The sequence below is a fragment of the Bacillus cereus group sp. Sample62 genome (assembly GCF_036851315.1).
Classification (GTDB): Bacteria; Bacillota; Bacilli; order Bacillales; family Bacillaceae_G; genus Bacillus_A; species Bacillus_A wiedmannii.
Genome location: NZ_JAFLPK010000001.1, coordinates 2,460,569 through 2,482,768, shown reverse-complemented (window position 1 = coordinate 2,482,768; position 22,200 = coordinate 2,460,569). Strand labels below are relative to the sequence as shown.

The following is a 22,200-nucleotide window of genomic DNA, read 5'->3' as shown; positions in this document are numbered from 1 at the left end:
TATAAAATAAATACTACCTGTTTTTATATCATCCGTAAATCAAAAAAGGATACTTTTATACAACAGTATCCTTCTTCTATTATTCTTATTTAATATGAAATTTACTCAAATTAAAACCTAGCTTCTCCACATAGTCCATACCTAGTTCCATTCGTGCTGTTTTCAGTGGATCTACAACTTGGCAAACTCTTAAATCGCCTGCAGCTGATAATAAAAGTGTTGCATCAGCTTTAGACATTTCTAATTCTTCATGTAAAAATGTCACCATATTACGTACAGCGCGATTCGCTGCATCATCTAACAATTTCTCTGAAGCAATCGTCATAAGTTTTTCTTTTTGGATCGCCATTGGTAGTGACCATTTCTTTCCTTTTATAATCTGAACAGTTACCGTCACCTCACCAGCAACCTCTACTCCACTAACACCAATTTCACCATCACCCATCGCTGCGTGTAAATCGCCTAATGCTAATAGAGCACCAGGAACATTTACAGGTAATAATAATGTTGTCCCTTCTTTTATCTCTTTACAATCCATATTCCCGCCGTGATCATGCGGTGTGCCACATGAAATGCTCTCTTCTTTCGGCGCAGTACCAATTACACCAATCATTGGATTAATCGGGATTTGCAGTTCATTTGAAAATAAAACATGTTCATTATGTATTGGGACAATTTTCACTGTATTTTCATTTAGCTCTTCACCCATTACACCAAGATTTGCACCTGTAGTTAACACGCCTTGCTCTGCAATTTTAATTTTTTCAATCGTTACGACTAAAATATCACCAGGTTCTGCACCTTTAATATATACAGGTCCAGTCGCCGGATTAATTCGGCTCCAATCTAATTCTTGAAACGCAACATCTTCAGAATCAATTTGATTCTCAAAGCAATCATATGTTTCAAATACAAGACGACTCCCAATTTCTACTTCCATACACGGTTTATTTTCTGGTGACATTGCGTAAATAATATGGTCTTTATGAATTCGATACATTTTATCTCTCCCCATTTATATTAGTCTACAATTACTAATTAGCTTTTTTCACAAAAGCTCCTTTGAAAAATTAATAAATTTACATATAGAAAAGCACCTAGCTTATTTTCATACATACACTCTTTACTATAACAGGTAAAGAAAGGTGGTAGCACTATGCCCCTTATTCCATATAACGAAAGCGATGTTGATTTGCTAGCTCGTTTAATTCGTGCTGAAGCTGAAGGAGAAGGTCGACAAGGTGAACAACTTGTTGGCTGCGTAGTAGTAAATCGTGTATTTTGTGATTGCTTAGATTTTAAACAACTTCGATCTGTACGTGATGCAGTATATCAAAGCCCTGGCGGATTTGAAGCAGTGCAATACGGATATTTTTATCAACGCGCTCGTGAATCAGAAAAAGATATCGCTAGAAAAGTTTTACAAGGTGAATGGCGCTGGCCAGCACGTTGGGCTCTTTGGTATTTCCGTCCAGTTGGTGCTTGTCCACCTGAATGGTATAATCAGCCGTTTGTAGGACAGTTTAAAAGTCATTGTTTTTATGAACCACGTGGTGATGAATGTCCGAAAATGTATTCACGGTAGCAAAATATGAAACGCAAGTACTTAGCTTAGATCTCTGAGTACTTGCGTTTCCTTTATTTTTTAGAAATCTAATAATGTGATGAATTTTTCAATGCCTACTACATGTATTAATAACGGTATACGTGGGCCGCTAGACTGATTTATAATGAGCCTATATATAATAATAAATAATTGTTTTTGATTTTCTTTCATTATTTTTTTATTTTCATGATGACAAATCGAATACAATTGTTCCATTAAGTTAGAGTAATCTTTGTTAGAACGAAGTATGTTGCAAACTTCTACTAACCATTCTTTCTGTCTTTCATCAAATGTGTTGTAAAACTCTGTATTTCTCTCTTGATTTACCGCAATTAATTTTTCAGATTGAAAGTTTCTTATCCAATATTCTGCGCGGTTACATATCGCTATCATAGCAACTAATGCATAACTCCTATCTATTTTTTCTAATATACCTTGTAAAATAGATGAATCAAAATTTAATAGCGGTAACGTTCCAGCAACCTGATTAAACTTTGGATACTCTTTAAACCCGCTATCAACTTTAGAGAGTTTAATTGCATCAAATAAATCTTCATTTTTGAGCGTTTTATTTTCATAACTATCTTTTAATCGTTCATACTCTGTATAATTGCGAATCACATCTTCATCAAGGCCGATATGAAAAGCTGCGTTTGGTCTATATTTAGCAAACATAAAAAGAATCACTTCGGGCAAATACACTTTTAACAGCTCGCTAGGTGTAATACTATTCCCTGAAGAACTAGACATTTTTTCATGATTCCCTTTAATGCCAATGAAATCATAAGAAACATAATGAGGAGCTTCACGATTGAATATTTCCATCGCAATTTCCTTTGATACATTATAACTACCCGTTTCTGATGAATGATCTCTTCCACCCGGTTCAAAAATAACATCCTCTATCATCCACCTCATCGGCCAATCGATTTTCCAATTCAATTTCATTTTATTTGTATTTAATACCGATAACTCATTTTCATTTCCACATTCACATTCATACCGTACTGTTTTTAATACTTCATCAAAATGTGTAATCGTTGTTGCATCTTTCCTGCATCTCTCACAATATAACGTAACCGGATAAAAGCTCTCTCGCTCTTCTTCACTACACTCCCCAGTTTTAAATCTCATTAAAATATCATATATTTCTTTTCTTTTATATAAAGCCTCTAATATGTTTTTGTTATACCTTCCGCTTCTATATTCAGCATGTTGGTATATGAATTCCACTTCAATCCCAAATACTTGAAGCGATTTCTCAAACTCTTTTTCAAAATGCTCTGCATACGAGTTATGACAGCCATATGGATCTGGAATATCACAGTATGGCATACCAATATATTTTGCAAAAGATGGATCAATATTTTTAGGGACTTTTCTAAACCTATCATAATCATCCCATGAAAATATAAAACGAGTCTTTTTCCCTAAATCTTGAAGTGCTCTTACAACGAAATAAGTCGTTATTATTTCGCGAAAGTTCCCGATATGAACAGAACCAGATGGACTGATTCCAGATGCGCAAACAAAAGTTTCTTTATTTGGATGTTTTCTAATTAATTCCTGTGCTACTTCATACGCCCAATGCATATGTTATTCACCTCAATTATTATTTGTTTTCATTTTTTCAAATTTATGCAATAAAAAAACTCCCACCCCCAAGATTATTCATCTTGAGGACGAGAGTTGTTAGCTTCGCGGTACCACCTCAGTTTGTTAATACGTCGCCATATTAACCTCTTCAGGTACGGCAAAATATGCTTATACCCTATCTCTATAACGGGAGAATCCGTCGCACCATCCCTAAACAAATTAGTTCCTTGCGCAGCTCCAAGTCTTTTTTCGTCAAGATGTATACCGCTCTTTCTCAGCTACCAGAGCTCTCTGTACGTATTCTTTCTTAACTACTCTTCTCTTCCATGCCACTTTATATATTAGTTTTTTTCATATGATAATTTATAATGCTTTTATTGTCAAACTTTTCCGGGCATAAAAGCTATCTAAATAAATGCTTTATCGCTTCTAATTGAATTTTATGGCTACATTCATCACAACAATATGTCCCCTTCGTTTTCTCTTTAAATCGTTTATATTTTTCACTACCTTCGTAAACACGAAATATATTTTTACAAGAAAAGCAAACAATTTCATAAAACATCATATGCATTTTCCTCTCCATGTTTATACATTTTTTTAATCACTTAATAAAATCAGTTTTCCACAGTAAAAATCTTAATATCTCTGGCTAACAGGTTTACCTATATTCTTATCGAATTATATAAATATCTTATAAAGCGAGGTGAAAATCTTGATCAGTAATATAGAATTAGTTTTAGATGCTTTAGCAAGTTTAGCTAAAGGACCTCGTTAGAATGAAAGTATTGGAGTTGAAACACAATGAATCGTATTAAATACATAAGACAAGAAGAAAAGAAATATCATGACCTTTGCTATGAACAATACAAACTATTTGAAACTGGCTCTTGGCTTTACAAACCGGTTAAAACAGTTATGGACTTAATGGAGTACTTTGAAGGACAAAATAACTTACAAGTACTTGATCTAGGCACTGGCGTTGGAAGAAATAGCATTCCAATTGCACAAATAATAAAAAATAATAACGGCACTGTTACTTGTGTGGACTTACTGGATTCCGCTTTAACAAAATTACAAATTTATAGTAAAGAACATGATGTTTTTGAAGTTATAAAAACAGAAAAAGCAGCAACTGAAAACTACTACATCCAACCTGATACTTTTGATTATATCGTTGCAGTATCAAGTTTAGAGCATGTTCAATCAGAAGAAGATTTAAAAAACGTGCTCCATTCTATGAAAAAAGATACAAAGACTGGTGGTATCAATTGTTTCATTATTAACTCGAACATACAAGAAATTGACTTACATACGAACGAAAAATTAGATGCTTTAATTGAAATTAACCTTCCTACTGAACATATGATATATCTATTAAAAAGCATTTATAAGGAATGGCAAGAAATAAAAATTGAAATAAAAGAATTAGCTTATAATATAGTCCGAAACGAAAGAGAAATTCAATTAAAAACAAATGCTATTACGTTTGTCGTTCAGAAATAATCGTATAATAAAAATGTGACTCTTTCTCTCAGATTCATTTTTTGTATGAAATTTGTAACTTTAAATATTTATGAAACAAAAAATAAAAGAGCACTTGTTTCCGCAAGTGCTCTTTTTGGGGATTTTGAGATATCCTATTAAAGAAAGTTAAGGTTACTTAAAGTTAATAGGTATTTCTATTATATGCTTGTCCTTTTTATTTGTGCATAATCAATATATAAACATCTTTAGTAATTGTTAATAACTTTTATTTATAGTTCTTTCTTACATTTTATCATTAAGAAATTAATTGAAGGTTTATTTTCCATAATCTTATTTGGTTCATCAATTTCTGAAACTTGTACTAGCCCACATTTATTAAAATCTTGTTTTACAGATTCAGAATCATAGAAGAACATTTTTACGCCTTCCATTACCTCATAATAATCTTTATCCAACTGTTTTCCTTTTCCATACATTGGAGCTTTTTTAGAAACAGTTGTGAAAACCATATATCCACCTGGTTTTAACTGATTATAACAAGCTTTAATAAATTTCTCTCTTTCCTGCTCATTCAATAAATGAAGAAGTGCATGACTAAATATCCCATCATAAAGTTTATTATCAAAAGGCATTTCGTTTACCGAACCGTGATACATACTAACATCTTCTAGTCCGTTTTCTCTTGCTAAATCAATTGCAGTTTTTGAAATTTCAATGCCAGTTACATTTATACCATTTTCGATAAATACCTTTGCGTTTCTACCATATCCAATACCCGGAACTAGTATGTCTTTAACGTTCTTTTCTAGAAAAAAATCTTTTGTCAAAATTGCAGATTCTGTAGGTTCAAAACCCCACATCGTTTGTTTCTCAATAAAGCTTGATTCCCAAAATTCCATTTTATTTTTATCTCCTTATTCTTATCTCATGTATAGCATCACATGAAAGACCTATTAATTTTAACGCTGCTTTTTTCCCCCACAGTCACTATAGGTCCATTGAATATAGCATATTAATAAGCCTATATCTAATTTAAAGATTGGCTGAATATCTATTCTAAATATTAACCATTACGTCTAGAGAAAATATAAAAAAGCCAATACTTCCGTGTAGTATTAGCTTATCAAAAGAGAAATTATTTTTTTATTTTTTGCTGACCTAATATTTTTTCTAGCATTTCTAAAGTTATCGGTTGCGCTTGCTGTATTAATCGGTAGCCAATACGGCCATTCGGTTCGGCCGTAACTTGCTGTAAACTCATTAAATCATGAATTCCTTTTTCTCTTAATTGCATATATAGTTGTTGTTCCGACATTTTCGCTTTCATCAAATTCTCTTTTACAATTTCTCCATTTTCAACAATTACAATGCTACTGCCATTGAGGAATTGCTCCACCTTCTTTGATTTCAATTCAAAAAAATGAATGATAAGAAGTATGCTTGCAAATATTACAGCTGCAAATATAGATGGGACTACTTTCCTACTTAAGACAGGCTCTACAATAATACGTCCAATTGAAACTACTATAATTATTTCAGCTCTCGTCATTTGGCTAACAGAATTACTACCTGTCATTTTTAATGCAATCATTCCAGTAAGAATTAAAATAATACTTTCCCAAATTATATTCATAATTGCCCAATCCTTTAATGGTGAATGTTACTAGCATTCCCATTTCATATAGCATTCTAAATGCATTTTAATTAAACTTTTTTGCAAAAATCAAACTTACATATACTGGAAAATAATCTATTTTGATCAATCTTTTTTCAATAAGGGTTTGATGATCCATCCTCCATTGTCAAAAAAATAAAAAGCACCCACATGGATGCATAGATTAGACTTATTCATTATTACTCTCTCCACTTTCATCATCAACTGATTTCGAGTCTAACATGCTGCCTATATCAGGTGGTAAAGCTAACTCTATACCAGCTACTGGCTGATTATCTTCATTAAACCATTGTTTTTTAAATTTAATCAATTCTTCATTTTTCTTATTTTCATTCATATTATCCCCCCCTTTTTATGTTTGATATTAAACTCTTTACTTAATATGTACATTGAGAAAGATAATATACTATTTGTACATAATGAAAGAGCAAAAACCATTCTCTGTTTTCACAACCCGTTGTACCTATTAAAAAATCCCCGTACATGTTACTCCGCGCTCTGTTATCATATTAGTGTCGAAACATATGTGGGCTATGTGACAAGTACCCGGTCATTTTGTTCATATGAAACAAATACTTTTAAAGGAGTAATTATCCCTTCACTTAATTCCTCAAAACATTTTTCAAGTGCAGTATAATGAATCTCATGTTGAAAAATCTCTTCTATCCATGGTGTTCTTTCTATCTGACTAAAAAACCAATCTGCATGTTTTTGATAATCATAACCGTCACTTGAACCAATGATTTGCAATTCTTTTCGATAAAAGTCGGCGATTAATGTTAAGTCTTCTATATTACCATCAGAAAGAATACATATAGCCCCATTACTTTTAATAGCCTTTTGCAATGTGTGAAACCCTCTATTTGTAGCAGAACATTCCAAACCGTAATTATACGTATCTATAAGTTTCTCTTCCGAATCAAAGAGGTTTTTCGCACCAAACTTCTTTGCAAATTCTCTTCTATTTTTATTAGGCTCAACAACATCCACATGCTCAACACCTACATAGTATTTTAAAAAATAACAAGCGAGTAAACCAATCACTCCCATTCCAGTAATGAGTACTTTTTCATCCCGTCGCGGGTCTAGTTTCAATACCCCTTTAGCAGCATCACACGAAAGAATAGATAATAAAGCAACTTTAGATTTTATATAACTAGGCACTCGAATTATTTTATCTCCCTTAACTATTCCTACTGTTTCATGTCCATAAAAAGAGACTACTTTATCACCTACGTTTAAATTTGTTACTTTATTACCAACTTGAATAACTTCACCATAACTTTCATATCCAGTTTTTCTTGGATACATAGGATTTATATCTGTAACATCCGATTCTTTATACTGTGGTAACTCTGCTCCAATACTTATTGCACCTGCATTTGTTTTAACGATAATTTCATCATCCTGTATAGACTTAATTTCGCGTGTTTCCCACTTAAGCCGTTTTGGTCTCTCTAAAACTAATTTATTTTGTTCCATTTATAACCCTCTCATTTTATAAAAATATTTTCTCACTAAATTTCAAACAGTGTATAATAGATTCATCTAAAATTTAAGCTATAAAGTTGGCTAGCACCCAACAGTGATAATATGATAATTGAATTTGATGGATATAGAATTAATGAGTATGTCATTGGCTGTAACTGTTCTCTTGACAAGTTAATACTAATGTATTTAAATGTAAAAAATGAAGAGCTATCTAATGAAGATCTTCTAAGCTTGTTTTGTGTACGCTATCAATATGAAAAAATTCCAAAGTCACTACAAGAAGACGTCATGAGCGATGTCGTCATTGATTTAGACACAGACTATATTTATTTCCCTAGTAGATAACAGTAAACTAGATTAGATGGTTAGAATTTACGATTCAGCTAAATGTTTAATAAAATAAGTCATTGCCCAAATTACTGTCGCAAATTGAGTGACAAAATACATTGTCCATTCAAAACCAGTCAATTTTCTCTCTCGTCTTACCTTTTTTAAATATCTGTAAAATATAAATGTACTTAAAAACATTAGTAACAACGATAATTGCTGTAAATCATCGACTATACGTACCCCCATAGACTCGATCACCCTCCTATTCAAAATAAATGCTATACTTTAAGCATATCATCTATTGGTATTTTATTTCCATTTAAAACAATTATGTCCTAAACAAAAAGAGCACTCAGCAATTGAGTGCTCTAAAAAGTATTAACGTAACACTTTTCTTTTACTTTTTATAACTCAGTTCTATCATTTCCGGTATATGATTGCTATCATATTTCCTCGTATAGGTTTCACCATCTGGAGTAACAAATTGTAATACAATCTCACCACAAACTCCATGTGGTATTTCAAATTCACCTTGTGCATTTGAAATGCTGCGTTCCTTACTTTCAATAGAATCTTCATAAATTTTCACATTAGATATAGGTTCGTTATTTTGATCTACGATAATACCTCTTGAATACTTACCAACTGCAATGCATTGATCATCTTTTTTATAAAATTTAATCACAACGATAGCTCCAATTATTATAGCGATACACAAAAACAAGAGAATTATTTTGCGTCTCACAACAAACCCCCTTATTCATTTTATTCTTTTTTAAATTGAAAACTTAGACGTTCCGCTTGTTTGATTTCCTTAATTACTTTACGAATTCCTTCTTCAATCCTTGCTTCCTTTACATTCGATACGTTTAACTTTAATAGTCTTTCTTTCGGAAAACCCCTCACATAATTGTTATCAATCGTATCAATACTTATTTGCATTTCACCTAGTCTTTGTAAAAACATTTCTGAAATACTCGTTTTATGTAATTCTAAACAAGTGTGGATTCCAATTGCATTTTTCTTTGTATATGTAAATAAAAGCGGGTTTTCATTATGCATTCTTTCTACTGTTTCTGCTAGTTTTTTAGATCTATCGTGATAGGAAGATTTAATTTTATTTTTATGACGTTCAAACATGCCACTCTTTATATAAATTTCTAAAGCAGCTTGGGATATCATCGGGCTATCGATATCTAAAATTTTTTTATATGTATGGAAAGCATTCGCGATAACCGGTGGAATAACGGCTACACCAACTCGTAAACCTGGAAAAATAATCTTTGAATAACTTTTCAAATATATGACATGCTTCCCATTATCCAAGCTATATAACGGATCTGCTTTTGAATCCATTTCTAAATCTGCTAAATAATCATCTTCAACTATATATACATTATATTTCTTAGCCAATAACACAATTTTTTCTTTCTCATCTTTAGAGTAAGAAGTTCCGAGCGGATGATGATATCTTGGTATTGTATAAAAGAATTTTATTTTACCTGTTCGAAAAATGCGTTCCAATTCATTTAAGTCAATACCTTCATTCGTACGTTTAATACCGATTACAGGAATTTTGTTTATTTCTAGATATTCAATATATAGATGATATGTTGGTTGTTCAATTAATATCGTTTCATTTTCATTTGGAAATGGTATAGAAGTTAATATTGCTAGCGCCTGCTGTACACCTGACGTTATAAAAATATTTTCTTCTTTAGTGAAGACTTGATAGTTTGCCAGTTGTTTTTGAATAACCGGAATTAAAGACGGTAAACCTTTTGGCGTCCCATATACAAACAAGTCATTTTTATATGTATCAATGGCTTTATTTATACAATGTTGAAAATCTAAATATGGAAAAACATCTGGATCTGGTGCTGAGGAAGCAAAATCAATTATCTCTTCATTTTCTACAACCTCCCCTGATTTTCGAACAACGTAGTATCCACTTTGAGGGACGGAATAAATAATATGACGCTTTTCTAATTCATGTAGTGCCCGTATAACTGTCGCCTTATTGCATTCATATTGCGTAACAAGTGATCGTATAGACGGTAATTTCTTTCCTTCTTTTATCACTCCACGTTGAATCATGTTTTCTATATCATTAAAAATATGTAAATACTTATACATTATTTCACTCCCTTATGTAAGGACTTAAAAAGATTCCTCATTCTTAAGCAAACAGAAATACATCCCTTCTATTACTGTAAACTTTAACATTATTTCACATTTCCTTCTTTTAACAAGGAAATTACAATTAATAAATAGAATATCTCCATGAATAAATAAAAAGTGAGGGATATGTCATGCAGCGCTTAAATACGATTGATATTAGTAACGTTCTAGAATTAGAAAACACTCTTTCTACTTTAGAAAATGAAGTGATTTCTTCAAAACTAGAACTTGAAAACTGGTTAAAAAAACAATCTACATTCATTTGGGAAATTGAAGAACAATTAACATCGCACTATATCGCCTTTCAATGTAGTACAGATAATAAAAAAATAAAAGATACTTTTGAATATGACCAACAATTTGTCTGGCCTCTTTTGAAACGTTATCAAAATTCATTTGATAATAAATATTTAGAGTCCCCTTTTCGAATGGAACTTGATCCAAAAACGTATAGCTTACTAGATAAAAAAATAATGAATGCGCAAACATTATTTTGTGAAAAGAACATTGATTTAGAAGTAAACGAAGACAAACTAGTAACCGAGTACTTCGAAATTACAGGTGGTTTAACTGCACAATGGGACGGTGAAGAAAAAACAATTACTGAACTACAGTCTTACTTACAAGATCCCGATCGTCATATACGAAAAAAAGCAAAAACGCTCATTTCTGAAACATTCTTATCTGTTGAAGATACATTACAACATATATTAAATGAATTAATCGTAATCCGTCACCAAAAGGCGCAAAACATTCAATTACATAATTATCGTGATTATATGTTTAAAAAACATGAACGATTTGATTATACACCTGAAGATTGCTATGAGCTTGCTGAATCTATTCGTAAATACGTAGTACCACTTATCGATAAAATATTTAATGAGAAAACATCTGAACTTCAAGTAGATAGTCTTCGTCCATGGGATCTAAAAGCAACCGCACCAAATCAAAAAGCATTAAAACCTATCGAAAACGCGAGTGAATTAATCGAAAAAAGTTCTCATATTTTACACAAACTAGATCCTGAATTTTCTACATTACTGGACCGTATGCGTAAAAATAATTGCTTAGATTTAGAAAGTCGTAAAGGAAAAGGACCAGGAGGTTTTTGCGAATATTTACCTGCTTCTCAATTATCTTTTATTTTCATGAATCTCAATCATACACATTATGATGTTACTACTTTCCTCCATGAAATGGGCCATAGTATTCATAATGAATGTATGAAGCAGTTAAAACTTCAAAAATATTTAGAAATCCCTTCAGAATCAGCAGAACTCGCTAGCATGACGATGGAATTATTTTCGATGGAGTATTGGGATACATTTTATGAGAATACAGAAGAATTTATAAAAGCAAAATTAGATTTCTTTAAAGATATTGTTAAGTATTTACCACAAATGCTTATCGTTGATCAATTCCAACATTGGATGTATGAGAATCCTAATCATACTGCTAAAGAAAGAAATGCAAAGTATTTAGAATTACATAACACTTACCAATCGAACGTCGTAAATATTGAAGGGTATGAAAATTGGATTGCAACTGGTTGGTTACCTATACTACACATATTCGAAATACCATTCTATTACATCGAATATGCTATCGCACAAATTGGTGCGTTGCAAATGTATAAACAATATAAAGAGAATCCTAAACAAGCAATAGAAAATTATAAAAAGGCTTTATCATTAGGTAGCTCTAGATCTTTAACGGAAGTATATGAAGTAGCTGGAATTCATTTTGATTTTTCTGGCGAAACAATTAAAGAACTAATGTTATTTGTAGAGGACGAATTAGCGTTACTTGAACAATTGTAAGAAAGAAGCTGTTCCTATATTTTAGGTTCAGCTTCCTTCTTTATTTTATTTTATTTATTAGTTCTATGTACTGAGAATCACCATATCCGATTGTCGGAAAGAGTTTAAACAACTTTGTTAATAATTCTCGAGTTGATAAATCTTTATTTGTAGAGATGAATTTCACTACGATATTATCTTCTTTTAACATATTTAAATATAAGTCTATAGCTTGATACATTACAGGTGGTACTTTATAGGATGTTTTTTTATGATTCACTACTACTTCATCGTATATAGAAGAATAATTTCCTAATTCTAGTTCAAGTTGACTTACTTTAAATTCATCTTCTCGGAAGCTATTTAAGTATACCTTCCCTTCATAACAAGATTGTTCTAAGTATGAAAGTATGGTTAGTAAGTTCATTTGGCAGAACATATCTTCACCAAACCATAAAACAATGCATTTATACTTTTTCGTAAAAAGATTTTCTAACGGATCTATAACTTTTTTTGTATAACTTTCTACTGAACTATTATGTCCTTCTGCTCTTGTTTTAATAAACTCTTCATTAAAAACTTGTATAGTAGCCGTGTTTACACACATCGCTTCGTTAAATGGGGCATAATCAGACTCACCCATTAACTTCTCCGTTTTAAATTCTTCATACATCATTTGACCATTCAATATGTTTAATACATCTTTATCAAACAACTCATTATTATTGCTACGTAACTGCTCAACCTCAAATTTTCTAGAAATATTCATTTTAAACTCCCCTTCTTTATTTATATTGAGTTTAACAAATGATTGAATAGGCATGTTGTTAAGTTGGTATTCTCTTGGATTCATTCCAAAAACATTTTTGAAAGCCCTACTATAAGCCTCTTGCGAAGAATAATCATAATCTAATGCAATATCTATTATCTTTCTATCATTCTTCAAATCCTCCGTAGATAAATACAGTCTTCTTAAAAGAATATAGCGCCTAATACTAATGCCTGTTACTTGGTGAAATTTAAAGGAACAGTAATACGGAGAATAACCCATATAACGCGATAATTCATTTAATGAAAATTCTTCTTTTAAATTGCTCCCAATCCAATCAATCATCTGCTGTATATGTTCATTCATTTCCTTCACTCCTTATTTATAAGTATAAAAGAGGTTCGTTTCTTTCTTTTGATATTTTTTGTGTTTTATAAAATGAGCCATTCATTACTTCATGCTTCATTTTAAAGGAAATCAAAAATAAAACACAAATGTTGTAAATTACGAATCTTTTAGTTCTCAAATAAAAAATATAAGTTCGGAAAGGACGTTACAATGAACGAGCTAGAAAAAGAAATACTCCAATTAATAAATGAACGATATCCATTAAATTTTATTAACATTAAACCCATAACGAATGAAATGTATCAATGTAACGCACAACAAGGTACTTATTTCATTAGAATTACAAACTACAAAACATATGCAGAACAATTAGAAGAAGTTACATATACGAATTTTTTATATCAAAACGGCTTAGGTGTTCCACCAATAATCCCTTCTTTACAAGGAAATTTTGTAGAAAAGTTTCCATTAGACAAGGAGATTTTTGCTGTATTATATAAAGCTGCTCCAGGTATGCATTTACCGAGGTGTGATTGGAATTCTAATATATTTAAAAAACTTGGTAAACAAATTGGAAAATTACATCGCATTTCTAAAAGCTTTGAACAGACAAATCCGGTTAAACATATAAACGATTGGTATGAAAATGAAGAATATAATTTTCTTAAGTATATCTCTAAAGAAGAAACTACTATAAGAGAAATTGCATCTGACGTTTTAACTTCTATAAAAGAGCTACAAAAATCCACTTCAAATTACGGCTTAATTCACGGCGATTTATGGTTAGAAAACATTTTAGTTGAAAACAATTCAAACTTAACAATGATTGATTTTCAAGACTGTGAAAAACATTTTTACATATTTGATTTAGCAGTTCCTATTTATAGTGCGATAGAATATTCATTTGCTGGAAATGGGAATATAGCAGACTATGAACATTCTATTACAAAAGCACTATTTGCCGGGTATCAAGAGGAAAATGAACTACCTAAAGAGATGATAGACAAGTTTCCATCGTTTATTAAATTAAAGGAAATTTTTGAATATAGCTTAATGCATATGTATTGGGATAAAGAAGAATTAACTGAAGAACAAGTACGGATAATGAACCTTTATAGGATGAAAATCGAAACTAAATATACCTATATTAATGTTTAAAAACGCTGTTGTTTAACTACAAGGAAATTTAGTTAAACAACAGCATTTTAGCTACTAGTATACGCCTCTATAAATTCAGTGTAATTATACTGAAACCCTTCTCCATGAATATATAAAAACTTACTACTTTCCATCCTTAAATAGAAAGCGGTAAGTTTAATTTACTAGGAATATCGGAAGGAAAATGTGGTGTATACACAATTGAAAATGCATACCCCTGCTCAATAAATGATACTTCATTATATTTAAATTGAAATGGGACACTATTTTTCTTAAAGTTAATTTGGATTTGCTGTAAAAATGCTTGATCTGTTGTTCCGAATGTTACGTGTACTTTTGGTGGTAAAGCTTTCATCGCAATTGGGATCCAAGGCCGCTGCCACCAAGTTGCAACAATATATACTGTGCCACCTATAACAAAGTTGAAAATATCCCCATCTTCCATCGTTTTCATATTTAGATTTGATTTCAACCATTCTGTAAATACAGGCACACTTTTAACGGGAAGTCCGATTTCCCTTACATATAAAATGTTTAAAGGGGAATGCGGTACTAATACATCTTCTTTAACATAACCATGTGCGATAATTTCGAGTAGATTTCCATCACCGTCTTTAAAATATAAATTGAATAGGCCATTCTCTTCACCAATTGTATTTCCATCTTTCCATTTCACTATAAGTAACCCAGACTTTTCAAGCCATTTTGCTGTTTTATGAAATTTTGAATATGGAATCTCAAAAGCGAAATGCGCAGGTGCAATTGGTTCATATACTTCTTGAAAACTAATTGTTGTATACGGTGTGACTTCAAATTGAATAAATGATGCTGTTTCTTTTTTTATTGGAAAAGATAATATGTCCTTATAAACTTGTTTTACCCCTTCTATGGAAACCGTTTGTAGTTTTATATCTGATATATGTGTAATCATTATAATTAACCTCCAAATTCATTATATCTATTAGTATTGTATTTCAAAAACTAACAGGAAAAATCCACCTGAAGATTGAAACTTTAATTAACTGTTCTAATACTTTTGTATTAGAACAGTTAATTTAACATTTTCGGCTAATGCCATATATCTTAAACTAAAAGGAGTGTTGTATTGTGACTCAAAGAATTTCCTACTATGAAGCTGCACCTGATGCTATGAAAATTATGATGGACATGGAAAAGTACACAAAGCAATCTACGATTAATCGCACGATTAGAGAACTTATTAAAATTAGAGTTTCTCAGATCAATGGCTGTGCTTACTGCTTAGATTTACATACATCTGATGCACGAAAAATGGGAGAGACTGAACAAAGAATTTATTGCTTAAGTACTTGGGATGAATGTACTTTTTATACAGCAGAAGAAAAACTCGCTATTGAACTAGCCGAGCATATTACACTCATTCCTACTAAAAGAGTTCCTGATTCCCTATACAAACGAGTATGTGAACATTATGATGAAAAACAATATATTGACCTTATCTTGATTATTAATCAAATTAATAGTTGGAATAGAATTTCTATCGCGATGGGAAATACACCTGCTAAAAAATAAAACTGTAAGCAAAAATCTTACTTACTCTATACGTTTTTTCTATATTACATACGCTCCAAAAGGTTGATTTTTATATATTACAAAAATCAACCTTTTGGATTTATACTTAACTTTACCGATGTTTTCTTATTTCTTCTACTATAACTTTCGGATAATCCCAATGTTTCGTCCTTATGCATACCTCTTACAATATTAATCATTGTTGTACCTCTCGCATGCCAACATACTTTATTATTTATTTCTATACCAAGGCCCTTAACTCCAATCTCTAGTAATGAAGACCATCTAACCTTCTTTTCCACACAAAAAGCTGCTTTTTTGAAAGAAAAGCAGCTTTTACTCTATAACACATTATAATTTAACAGCAATAATCATAAACCTTTTTGAATTCGTACGAATCCCTTTTTTAGAACTATTTGCATCAATGAACTTTTGTAAAATAGTAAAATCCTCTTCCCCAAATCTAGGAATAATAGGTGTATGTTTTAACAAGAAAATAAGATCTTCAGGCGTACTGTAATAATCAGTAACATCATATTCACGTACTTGCACGAGTTTAAATCCTGCATTAATAAGTTCACCCATATACTTTTCTTTTAAAGTCCCATCTCTTTCGCCTAAGCATTGTCCTCTTCCAAAAGCCTCTTTCAGGTTCAATTTATCATGTTCGCTAACTTGTTGTGTTAAAAACAAAGCACCTTTTTTCATTACTTTTGCTAATTCGGATGCTATAAACGGTGCGTGACAACTAGAAGCAATATCAAAATGCGCATGTGGAAACGTTAAAGCTTCAGAGTCCATTTGAAGAAACTCAACATTTTGTACATCTGATTTTCTCAAATTGGAATGTGCTTTTTCAATCATTCCGTTAGAATTATCTATTCCAACTAATAATTTAGCTGAAGATGCTATGTTAAGTACATTTTCTCCTCCACCTGTACCAACATCTAGTAAAATATGTGATGGTTTGCATCTTTCTTTTACCTCTCTATAAAAGTCCCATGAATCGCCTACAGTTTCACATTTTATTTTACTAAAATCCCATCCATTTAATCTTCCTACTTTATCATAAAAGTTTTTGTACTCTAATTCGTTCATTTTATTATTTCCCCTTTGTTAATATACATAAAATGTTTAATCCTGATCATCCCCGAAATAGAATCATAGTTTATATATTCGTAAATCTCCTTTTATATCAAGTACGCATCTCTCAATCCCAAACAACTACTTACTTCGAGCTATACATAAATTCAGCCCACCACAATTAAAAGAATATATGTACGATAACATCATTTAATTCAGTATATTATAAAATACAAATTATCAAAATAATAGCTTTATACATTTCAGTTTACATAATATTTTTACAGTTCATCTTCATTAATATATTCTAAATGTCTTCTTCCCCAACCACACATGCTATCTAACACAGTACTTACTGTTTTTCCATGCTCAGATAAACTATATTCCACTTTAGGTGGTATTTCTTGATAAATTTCGCGTTCTATTAGTTGATCTTGCTCTAATTCACGCAATTGCTTCGCTAACGTCCCTTGAGATATATCTGGTATTAATCGCTTTAATTCACCAAACCGTTTTGTTCCGTCTGTTAATAATATAAACAAAATAAGTGGTTTCCATTTCCCACCGATTATTTGTAATGTTGCTATTACCCCTTTTAACTTCGGTTCTTGTAAATCCATTTTTCACACCTCTCCTCTGATATCACAAATTTTTTTCACATTGCATATCCGCATGAATAGTGATTAGTACGAAATATGCGACTATGTACATAAAAAGTGCGTACTTTTCACTTGCTATCTTTTAGCGAATAATAAAGACATAATAGCTTTATTTTAACGTTTTTATTAAAGGAGTGGCTTAAATATGTCTATTACTACATTAAAAGGTAGCCGTATCGTTATCATTGGTGGGAGTTCTGGTATTGGGTTTGCAACAGCACAACAAGCAATTGAACAAGGCGCACATGTTATTATTGCAGGGCGTTCGAAAGAAAAATTAATGTTTGCTCAAGAAGTAATAAATAACAATCATCTTCAAACTTATGTATTGGATAACCAAGATAAAAATCAATTACAAGATTTTTTCAAAAGGGTTGGCAATTTTGATCATTTATTTACACCAGGTGCCTCCTACTCACTTGGACCAATAACCGCTACAGATAATATTGCTGAAAGTAGCTTTATCGGAAAGTTTTGGCCACAATATTATGCTGTAAAATATGCAGTTCCTTTTCTCTCAAACACTGGATCTATCGTATTAATGTCCGGTGCATTTAGTCAAAGACCACTTAAAGGAGCGCCTGCTTACGGTGCATGTAATGGCGCTATTGAAAGTTTAGGGAAAGCTTTAGCTGTTGAACTAGCTCCAATTAGAGTTAATGTTGTTTCTCCCGGAACGATACAAAGAGAGAATGAACAAAATGAAAATAGATTAGCTGCTTATGAAGCTTATAAATCTCTTTCTCTTGTACAGCGAGCTGGATATAATGATGAAATTGCGCACACTGTACTATATTTAATGCAAAATAGTTTTACTACGGGTAATGTATTATTTCCTGATGGAGGATACACTTATCATTAAATTATTTAAAACAAAAGCCACTTATTAAGGTGGCTTTTTGTTGCTAATTTAGAAACTGTTGAAGCAATACAGGATCATTTTTTAAAAGTTCTGCTAAAAACATTAGTTGCGGAAAAGGTTGTAAGATTAACTCTTTATTCATTTTTTCTTTCAATACAGCTATTCCATCTTGCTTAACATAATCATTTAGTGTTATTTCCTTACTACAAATAAGCCTAATATCATTTACTGAAAGTAATAAAAGCCCGTTCGTTTCAGAAGATGGAGTTGGTTCATTTTCTGCATGTGCCATATACATAGTAGATAAAGTTTCATCTGGACTATCAATAATTAATATTGGATTGATTTCATTTTCTACTTTCATTTTCTTTGATTGTGCATCCCAATTCTTTTTATAATATGTACATGGTGAACTCAATATAGCAATATCGATAGTAGCTTCTTCTTTCACTTCTCTTTTAGCGGTTTCTACTGCTGTTTCATCCCCTTCTTTATGTCCTCCGAGCCTTACTACACCTAATGTATCACCTTTATTCGTTGGACCAACTTGAAAAACAAATAAATTCTTATATATTACATACGCACCAGCTGTTCGCACATTCTTATCTATATGTATCAATATTCCCCCTCCTAACGACCTTTGAATAAAATAGTTTACTATAATCTTATTATGTATTTAAATTATCTTCAATCCAACACACAGCATCAAGTAGGTTTTGCGCTATATACTCAGGTACTGTTTCTTTCCACGAATGTCTATACTTTGTTAATGAATTTTCTCCCCATCCTGTTCGCACTTAAATCTTTTTCATAATACTGCCTTCATTTTTATTTCCTCCTTTAGATTTTAAAAATACCTATAAAAAGTAGGATTCATCTAAAAATTACAGAATTCTATATATAACAAGTATTGGACGGATGATTTTCAAATTCCTCTATAATAAAGGTGGTTCAAACAGTTGTGAAATTTATACTAGAACGCAGGCTTACCATTAAGACAACTTTCTCTAAAGAATACAAGATTTTCATTTTTGGTTTACTCATTTCACGAATTGGGGATTCACTATATAATTTTGCATTGCCTTGGATTGCCTATCAATTAACCGGTTCAGCTGTAATTATGAGTTCTTTATTTGCTATTAATTTTCCAATTGTTTTATTCGGCCCTTTAGTTGGTGTAATGATTGATCAATACGATCGAAAAAAGTTACTATGGATGGAAAGATAATTATGTATGATTGGTTAATTAAAATTGAAGAACGAAAATATCCATTACACTCCGATCATTTTGTACATTTGCAAATAAAATTTTGACAGTAGTTGACGAATCGAATCAAGAAGTAATTTCTCTTGATATTTACGGATAAGTTGATAAAAGGGTAGCCTCAGGAAAATACGAATTTACAACGATAAGGAAATTCAAAATTAAAAAGCCCAACTTCTCTACAAATCAAAATAGAGAAATTGAGCTTTTCAGTTACTTCATTTATTTATTGAATTCATTAACTGGAAGAAGTATTCAGGTTTATGAGTCTTATTTAGGTTATACCATGAATGTAATGTATCTGGTGTAAATACATCTATTTTTTTCAGTACCTCCATTGCAAATTCCAGAGGAGCTATTCCTGATGCAGTAACTAAATTCGCATCAGATACCGCAGATCCCAACTCATAGAACTTTTCTCCTTTATAGTTAGGACATACCATTTTTGTATATTCTAAGTTATTACTTGTATGCTTTCTAGCATCTAAGTATCCCATATTCGCGAGGCCCTCAGTTGCACCACAAATTGCAGCAACAATAGTACCAAGCTTTAAAGCTTGGCCAATTCTTTCCAAGATCGGTTGATGAATTTCTTCACTCCAAGTAGTCCCTCCTGGTAAAATTAAAAGATCTTTACTCTCAAGAGTACATTCATCAAGGGAAATATCTGGTTTTATGCTCAGTCCTCCCATAGTAGTAATCATTTCTTTATTAGCTCCTACTGTAATTACTTTTAAAGGTGCTAAATCTTTTTTGAAATATCTTCCTGAGTTTAATTCAGCAATTAAATATCCATATTCCCAGTCCGACATTGTATTAAATACATATAGAAATGCTTTTTTTGTTTGCATCCAATAACACTCCAATCACAATTTATATAACTATTATAATATAAATTCCCTGACAGTTAACGTCAGGGAAGTTATCATACTTGATGAAATTTTATTAATTCCGAAAGTACTTCAATAAGTCTTTTCTTAAGACTTATTGGCTCAATAACTTTAATAGATTTATTGTACGGTAAAAGTAAATAAGGTACATATGTATGTATTATATCTTTTTCAAGAAGAAAAACTGCTTGATTTGAAGTCCGTTCTTGTAAATAATGTCCTAAAAACCAATGTTGGCAAATATCAGCCAATACACTTTTATCCCCATTAATAACCAAAGAAATAGTCCCTTCCTTATCTTCTATAGTTGGAAGAAGACCTTTTATAAAAAAGTCACGTGCTGAAAAATTTTTTGGTCGGTTAAACTTATTTTCTGTTAGCATTAGACTTTCAATTCGATCTACTCTAAAACTACGGATATCATTCCTAAGATGACAAAATCCAATCACATACCACTTATTATTCCAATAGATAATTTTGTACGGATCGACCAATCTATAATTTAATTGCTTTTCGCCACTTTTATGGTAAAGAATTTTTACTGAGTACCCGTCAGCTACGGCCTGCTCCAACTCCTTCAAAAAAGGTTCCCTAGAGAGTGAACTTAATCGACTTATTACTTCAAGACTAGCTAAATGTTGGTTTATCTTTGTTTCCTGCTCTTGATTTGAGTATTTACTTAGTTTTGAAATGGCCCTATTTAGTGCTTCACCTCCATAATATCCGGCTTCTTCTGCAAAAACAGCAGCGTGAAATAGTGCAGTTTGCTCCTCAAAATCAAAAAAAAGAGGAGCCTCAATAAAATTGTTCAATAAAGTGTATCCACCGTTATGTCCTGGTTCGGAAATGATAGGTACGCCACTTGTTGAAATTGTATCAATATAACGATACACAGTCCTTATATTCATCTCTAACTTTTCTGAAATTTGTTTTGCAGTAATTTTTTCACCTGAACAAAGCATCCATAGAATTGCTAACATATTGTCAATTTTAGGCATATAATTCCACCTCTATATGAAATTTATTTTCAATTGTATATTTCCTATTTTTAGTATAACTCATCAACTGTTCCTTTCCGATAGCTTTCTATATAATGAGAACCTAGACACATTTGTAATTTCACAAATTTGATTTACAGTCATATCTCCCTCTTTATTAAGCTTTACTGCATGATGTTTATGGTACTTCTTTAACCGACCTTTAAACTTTTCTTCTTTCTTAGCCAGTTCAATTCCTTCACGCTACCGCATACGGATAAGATCACGTTCTGGTTGGTTTACACCCGCCATAACCGTAATCTTGCACCATATGTCACCTTTTTGCTGGGAACATATTAATTTGCTAGGAGAATACCATTTTAATTCAGAGAAAGTGATCTCATTAGATTTTTTAAGACCACTGAAACTTTCTTAACGTTGTTAAAAACGGGAGAATCGTCAGGAAAATA

At 31.6% G+C, this 22,200-nt stretch carries 24 protein-coding genes, 3 pseudogenes and 1 other annotated feature; of the genes and pseudogenes, 8 read left to right on the top strand and 19 right to left on the bottom strand.

The window, feature by feature from the left end:
• Positions 1-85: 85 nt before the first annotated feature.
• On the bottom strand, positions 86-1,000 hold the full coding sequence (locus tag J0835_RS12515; protein ID WP_087980515.1) for an acetamidase/formamidase family protein: 915 nt from the start codon (positions 998-1,000) through the stop codon (positions 86-88).
• 156 nt (positions 1,001-1,156) lie between these two features.
• Here J0835_RS12515 and J0835_RS12510 point away from each other — a divergent pair, with 156 nt between their 5' ends.
• The gene (locus J0835_RS12510) at positions 1,157-1,585 is read left to right on the top strand and encodes a cell wall hydrolase (protein WP_048547071.1); all 429 of its coding nucleotides are present in this window, start codon (positions 1,157-1,159) and stop codon (positions 1,583-1,585) included.
• A 60-nt stretch (positions 1,586-1,645) separates the two neighbouring features.
• Here J0835_RS12510 and lysS read toward each other — a convergent pair whose 3' ends face one another.
• Entirely contained in the window at positions 1,646-3,199 is a 1,554-nt protein-coding gene (gene lysS, locus J0835_RS12505) for a lysine--tRNA ligase (protein WP_087980514.1), read from the bottom strand.
• A gap of 82 nt (positions 3,200-3,281) precedes the next feature.
• Positions 3,282-3,538: a binding site (T-box leader), on the bottom strand.
• 67 nt (positions 3,539-3,605) lie between these two features.
• Positions 3,606-3,776: a DUF2197 domain-containing protein gene (locus J0835_RS12500; protein ID WP_016134570.1), complete on the bottom strand. Its 171-nt coding sequence runs from the start codon at positions 3,774-3,776 to the stop codon at positions 3,606-3,608.
• A gap of 230 nt (positions 3,777-4,006) precedes the next feature.
• On the opposite strand from J0835_RS12500, the gene J0835_RS12495 reads away from it, so the two are divergent.
• Positions 4,007-4,708 carry a class I SAM-dependent methyltransferase gene (locus tag J0835_RS12495; protein ID WP_087980513.1) on the top strand — a complete coding sequence of 234 codons (702 nt, stop codon included), beginning with the start codon at positions 4,007-4,009 and terminating at the stop codon, positions 4,706-4,708.
• A 251-nt stretch (positions 4,709-4,959) separates the two neighbouring features.
• On the opposite strand, the gene J0835_RS12490 is transcribed toward J0835_RS12495, so the two are convergent.
• The 4 genes from J0835_RS12490 to J0835_RS12475 form a co-directional block, all read right to left on the bottom strand.
• Positions 4,960-5,589, bottom strand: a complete 630-nt coding sequence (locus tag J0835_RS12490) for a class I SAM-dependent methyltransferase (protein WP_087980512.1) — start codon at positions 5,587-5,589, stop codon at positions 4,960-4,962.
• Positions 5,590-5,825: 236 nt separating this feature from the next.
• The gene (locus J0835_RS12485) at positions 5,826-6,323 is read right to left on the bottom strand and encodes a DUF421 domain-containing protein (protein ID WP_087980511.1); all 498 of its coding nucleotides are present in this window, start codon (positions 6,321-6,323) and stop codon (positions 5,826-5,828) included.
• A 211-nt stretch (positions 6,324-6,534) separates the two neighbouring features.
• Complete coding sequence (locus J0835_RS12480; RefSeq protein WP_061530792.1) at positions 6,535-6,702, bottom strand: hypothetical protein; 168 nt, start codon at positions 6,700-6,702, stop codon at positions 6,535-6,537.
• A gap of 194 nt (positions 6,703-6,896) precedes the next feature.
• Positions 6,897-7,847: a zinc-binding dehydrogenase gene (locus tag J0835_RS12475; protein WP_087980510.1), complete on the bottom strand. Its 951-nt coding sequence runs from the start codon at positions 7,845-7,847 to the stop codon at positions 6,897-6,899.
• A gap of 111 nt (positions 7,848-7,958) precedes the next feature.
• Between J0835_RS12475 and J0835_RS12470 the strand changes: the two genes are divergently transcribed.
• Entirely contained in the window at positions 7,959-8,201 is a 243-nt protein-coding gene (locus J0835_RS12470; protein ID WP_087980509.1) for a hypothetical protein, read from the top strand.
• Between the two features lie 27 nt (positions 8,202-8,228).
• Here the strand turns inward: J0835_RS12470 and J0835_RS12465 are convergent, their stop codons facing one another.
• The 3 genes from J0835_RS12465 to J0835_RS12455 form a co-directional block, all read right to left on the bottom strand.
• Positions 8,229-8,432 (bottom strand): hypothetical protein, encoded by a 204-nt coding sequence (locus J0835_RS12465; protein WP_087980508.1) that lies wholly within the window; start codon positions 8,430-8,432, stop codon positions 8,229-8,231.
• Between the two features lie 151 nt (positions 8,433-8,583).
• Complete coding sequence (locus J0835_RS12460; protein WP_087980507.1) at positions 8,584-8,931, bottom strand: carboxypeptidase regulatory-like domain-containing protein; 348 nt, start codon at positions 8,929-8,931, stop codon at positions 8,584-8,586.
• Positions 8,932-8,951: 20 nt separating this feature from the next.
• On the bottom strand, positions 8,952-10,322 hold the full coding sequence (locus J0835_RS12455; RefSeq protein WP_087980506.1) for an aminotransferase-like domain-containing protein: 1,371 nt from the start codon (positions 10,320-10,322) through the stop codon (positions 8,952-8,954).
• A 176-nt stretch (positions 10,323-10,498) separates the two neighbouring features.
• Between J0835_RS12455 and J0835_RS12450 the strand changes: the two genes are divergently transcribed.
• Positions 10,499-12,190 carry a M3 family oligoendopeptidase gene (locus J0835_RS12450; protein ID WP_087980505.1) on the top strand — a complete coding sequence of 564 codons (1,692 nt, stop codon included), beginning with the start codon at positions 10,499-10,501 and terminating at the stop codon, positions 12,188-12,190.
• Positions 12,191-12,230: 40 nt separating this feature from the next.
• Here the strand turns inward: J0835_RS12450 and J0835_RS12445 are convergent, their stop codons facing one another.
• Complete coding sequence (locus J0835_RS12445; protein ID WP_087980504.1) at positions 12,231-13,304, bottom strand: helix-turn-helix domain-containing protein; 1,074 nt, start codon at positions 13,302-13,304, stop codon at positions 12,231-12,233.
• Positions 13,305-13,496: 192 nt separating this feature from the next.
• Here J0835_RS12445 and J0835_RS12440 point away from each other — a divergent pair, with 192 nt between their 5' ends.
• Positions 13,497-14,444: a phosphotransferase enzyme family protein gene (locus J0835_RS12440; RefSeq protein WP_087980503.1), complete on the top strand. Its 948-nt coding sequence runs from the start codon at positions 13,497-13,499 to the stop codon at positions 14,442-14,444.
• 136 nt (positions 14,445-14,580) lie between these two features.
• Here the strand turns inward: J0835_RS12440 and J0835_RS12435 are convergent, their stop codons facing one another.
• Positions 14,581-15,375 (bottom strand): VOC family protein, encoded by a 795-nt coding sequence (locus tag J0835_RS12435; RefSeq protein WP_087980502.1) that lies wholly within the window; start codon positions 15,373-15,375, stop codon positions 14,581-14,583.
• Positions 15,376-15,551: 176 nt separating this feature from the next.
• On the opposite strand from J0835_RS12435, the gene J0835_RS12430 reads away from it, so the two are divergent.
• The gene (locus J0835_RS12430) at positions 15,552-15,995 is read left to right on the top strand and encodes a carboxymuconolactone decarboxylase family protein (RefSeq protein WP_000194103.1); all 444 of its coding nucleotides are present in this window, start codon (positions 15,552-15,554) and stop codon (positions 15,993-15,995) included.
• Positions 15,996-16,141: 146 nt separating this feature from the next.
• Here J0835_RS12430 and J0835_RS12425 read toward each other — a convergent pair.
• The 3 genes and pseudogenes from J0835_RS12425 to J0835_RS12415 form a co-directional block, all read right to left on the bottom strand.
• A pseudogene (locus J0835_RS12425) lies at positions 16,142-16,294 on the bottom strand (alpha/beta hydrolase); the annotation flags it as partial.
• A 52-nt stretch (positions 16,295-16,346) separates the two neighbouring features.
• Positions 16,347-17,093, bottom strand: a complete 747-nt coding sequence (locus J0835_RS12420; protein ID WP_087980501.1) for a class I SAM-dependent methyltransferase — start codon at positions 17,091-17,093, stop codon at positions 16,347-16,349.
• 266 nt (positions 17,094-17,359) lie between these two features.
• Entirely contained in the window at positions 17,360-17,698 is a 339-nt protein-coding gene (locus J0835_RS12415) for a winged helix-turn-helix transcriptional regulator (protein WP_087980500.1), read from the bottom strand.
• 184 nt (positions 17,699-17,882) lie between these two features.
• Between J0835_RS12415 and J0835_RS12410 the strand changes: the two genes are divergently transcribed.
• The gene (locus J0835_RS12410; RefSeq protein ID WP_087980499.1) at positions 17,883-18,599 is read left to right on the top strand and encodes an SDR family oxidoreductase; all 717 of its coding nucleotides are present in this window, start codon (positions 17,883-17,885) and stop codon (positions 18,597-18,599) included.
• Between the two features lie 43 nt (positions 18,600-18,642).
• Here J0835_RS12410 and J0835_RS12405 read toward each other — a convergent pair whose 3' ends face one another.
• The gene (locus J0835_RS12405; RefSeq protein WP_087980498.1) at positions 18,643-19,218 is read right to left on the bottom strand and encodes an NUDIX hydrolase; all 576 of its coding nucleotides are present in this window, start codon (positions 19,216-19,218) and stop codon (positions 18,643-18,645) included.
• A gap of 342 nt (positions 19,219-19,560) precedes the next feature.
• On the opposite strand from J0835_RS12405, the pseudogene J0835_RS12400 reads away from it, so the two are divergent.
• Positions 19,561-19,812 (top strand): annotated as a pseudogene (locus tag J0835_RS12400) (MFS transporter); the annotation flags it as partial.
• Positions 19,813-20,081: 269 nt separating this feature from the next.
• Here J0835_RS12400 and J0835_RS12395 read toward each other — a convergent pair.
• From J0835_RS12395 to J0835_RS12385, 3 genes and pseudogenes are all read right to left on the bottom strand, one after another.
• On the bottom strand, positions 20,082-20,714 hold the full coding sequence (locus tag J0835_RS12395; protein ID WP_087980497.1) for a type 1 glutamine amidotransferase family protein: 633 nt from the start codon (positions 20,712-20,714) through the stop codon (positions 20,082-20,084).
• 74 nt (positions 20,715-20,788) lie between these two features.
• Entirely contained in the window at positions 20,789-21,751 is a 963-nt protein-coding gene (locus J0835_RS12390; protein WP_087980496.1) for a helix-turn-helix transcriptional regulator, read from the bottom strand.
• 63 nt (positions 21,752-21,814) lie between these two features.
• Positions 21,815-22,051: pseudogene (locus J0835_RS12385) on the bottom strand (helix-turn-helix domain-containing protein); the annotation flags it as partial.
• Positions 22,052-22,200: the final 149 nt, after the last annotated feature.

Excerpts from the sequence above, each read along its gene's own strand:
- J0835_RS12470 (WP_087980509.1), top strand. The coding sequence starts at position 7,959 with ATGATAATTGAATTTGATGGATATAGAATTAATGAGTATGTCATTGGC.
- J0835_RS12455 (WP_087980506.1), bottom strand. The coding sequence starts at position 10,322 with ATGTATAAGTATTTACATATTTTTAATGATATAGAAAACATGATTCAA.
- J0835_RS12500 (WP_016134570.1), bottom strand. The coding sequence starts at position 3,776 with ATGCATATGATGTTTTATGAAATTGTTTGCTTTTCTTGTAAAAATATA.
- J0835_RS12440 (WP_087980503.1), top strand. The coding sequence starts at position 13,497 with ATGAACGAGCTAGAAAAAGAAATACTCCAATTAATAAATGAACGATAT.
- J0835_RS12390 (WP_087980496.1), bottom strand. The coding sequence starts at position 21,751 with ATGCCTAAAATTGACAATATGTTAGCAATTCTATGGATGCTTTGTTCA.
- J0835_RS12510 (WP_048547071.1), top strand. The coding sequence starts at position 1,157 with ATGCCCCTTATTCCATATAACGAAAGCGATGTTGATTTGCTAGCTCGT.
- J0835_RS12485 (WP_087980511.1), bottom strand. The coding sequence starts at position 6,323 with ATGAATATAATTTGGGAAAGTATTATTTTAATTCTTACTGGAATGATT.
- J0835_RS12445 (WP_087980504.1), bottom strand. The coding sequence starts at position 13,304 with ATGAATGAACATATACAGCAGATGATTGATTGGATTGGGAGCAATTTA.
- J0835_RS12410 (WP_087980499.1), top strand. The coding sequence starts at position 17,883 with ATGTCTATTACTACATTAAAAGGTAGCCGTATCGTTATCATTGGTGGG.
- J0835_RS12480 (WP_061530792.1), bottom strand. The coding sequence starts at position 6,702 with ATGAATGAAAATAAGAAAAATGAAGAATTGATTAAATTTAAAAAACAA.
- J0835_RS12475 (WP_087980510.1), bottom strand. The coding sequence starts at position 7,847 with ATGGAACAAAATAAATTAGTTTTAGAGAGACCAAAACGGCTTAAGTGG.
- J0835_RS12395 (WP_087980497.1), bottom strand. The coding sequence starts at position 20,714 with ATGCAAACAAAAAAAGCATTTCTATATGTATTTAATACAATGTCGGAC.
- J0835_RS12420 (WP_087980501.1), bottom strand. The coding sequence starts at position 17,093 with ATGAACGAATTAGAGTACAAAAACTTTTATGATAAAGTAGGAAGATTA.
- lysS (WP_087980514.1), bottom strand. The coding sequence starts at position 3,199 with ATGCATTGGGCGTATGAAGTAGCACAGGAATTAATTAGAAAACATCCA.
- J0835_RS12490 (WP_087980512.1), bottom strand. The coding sequence starts at position 5,589 with ATGGAATTTTGGGAATCAAGCTTTATTGAGAAACAAACGATGTGGGGT.
- J0835_RS12450 (WP_087980505.1), top strand. The coding sequence starts at position 10,499 with ATGCAGCGCTTAAATACGATTGATATTAGTAACGTTCTAGAATTAGAA.
- J0835_RS12465 (WP_087980508.1), bottom strand. The coding sequence starts at position 8,432 with ATGGGGGTACGTATAGTCGATGATTTACAGCAATTATCGTTGTTACTA.
- J0835_RS12515 (WP_087980515.1), bottom strand. The coding sequence starts at position 1,000 with ATGTATCGAATTCATAAAGACCATATTATTTACGCAATGTCACCAGAA.
- J0835_RS12415 (WP_087980500.1), bottom strand. The coding sequence starts at position 17,698 with ATGGATTTACAAGAACCGAAGTTAAAAGGGGTAATAGCAACATTACAA.
- J0835_RS12435 (WP_087980502.1), bottom strand. The coding sequence starts at position 15,375 with ATGATTACACATATATCAGATATAAAACTACAAACGGTTTCCATAGAA.
- J0835_RS12495 (WP_087980513.1), top strand. The coding sequence starts at position 4,007 with ATGAATCGTATTAAATACATAAGACAAGAAGAAAAGAAATATCATGAC.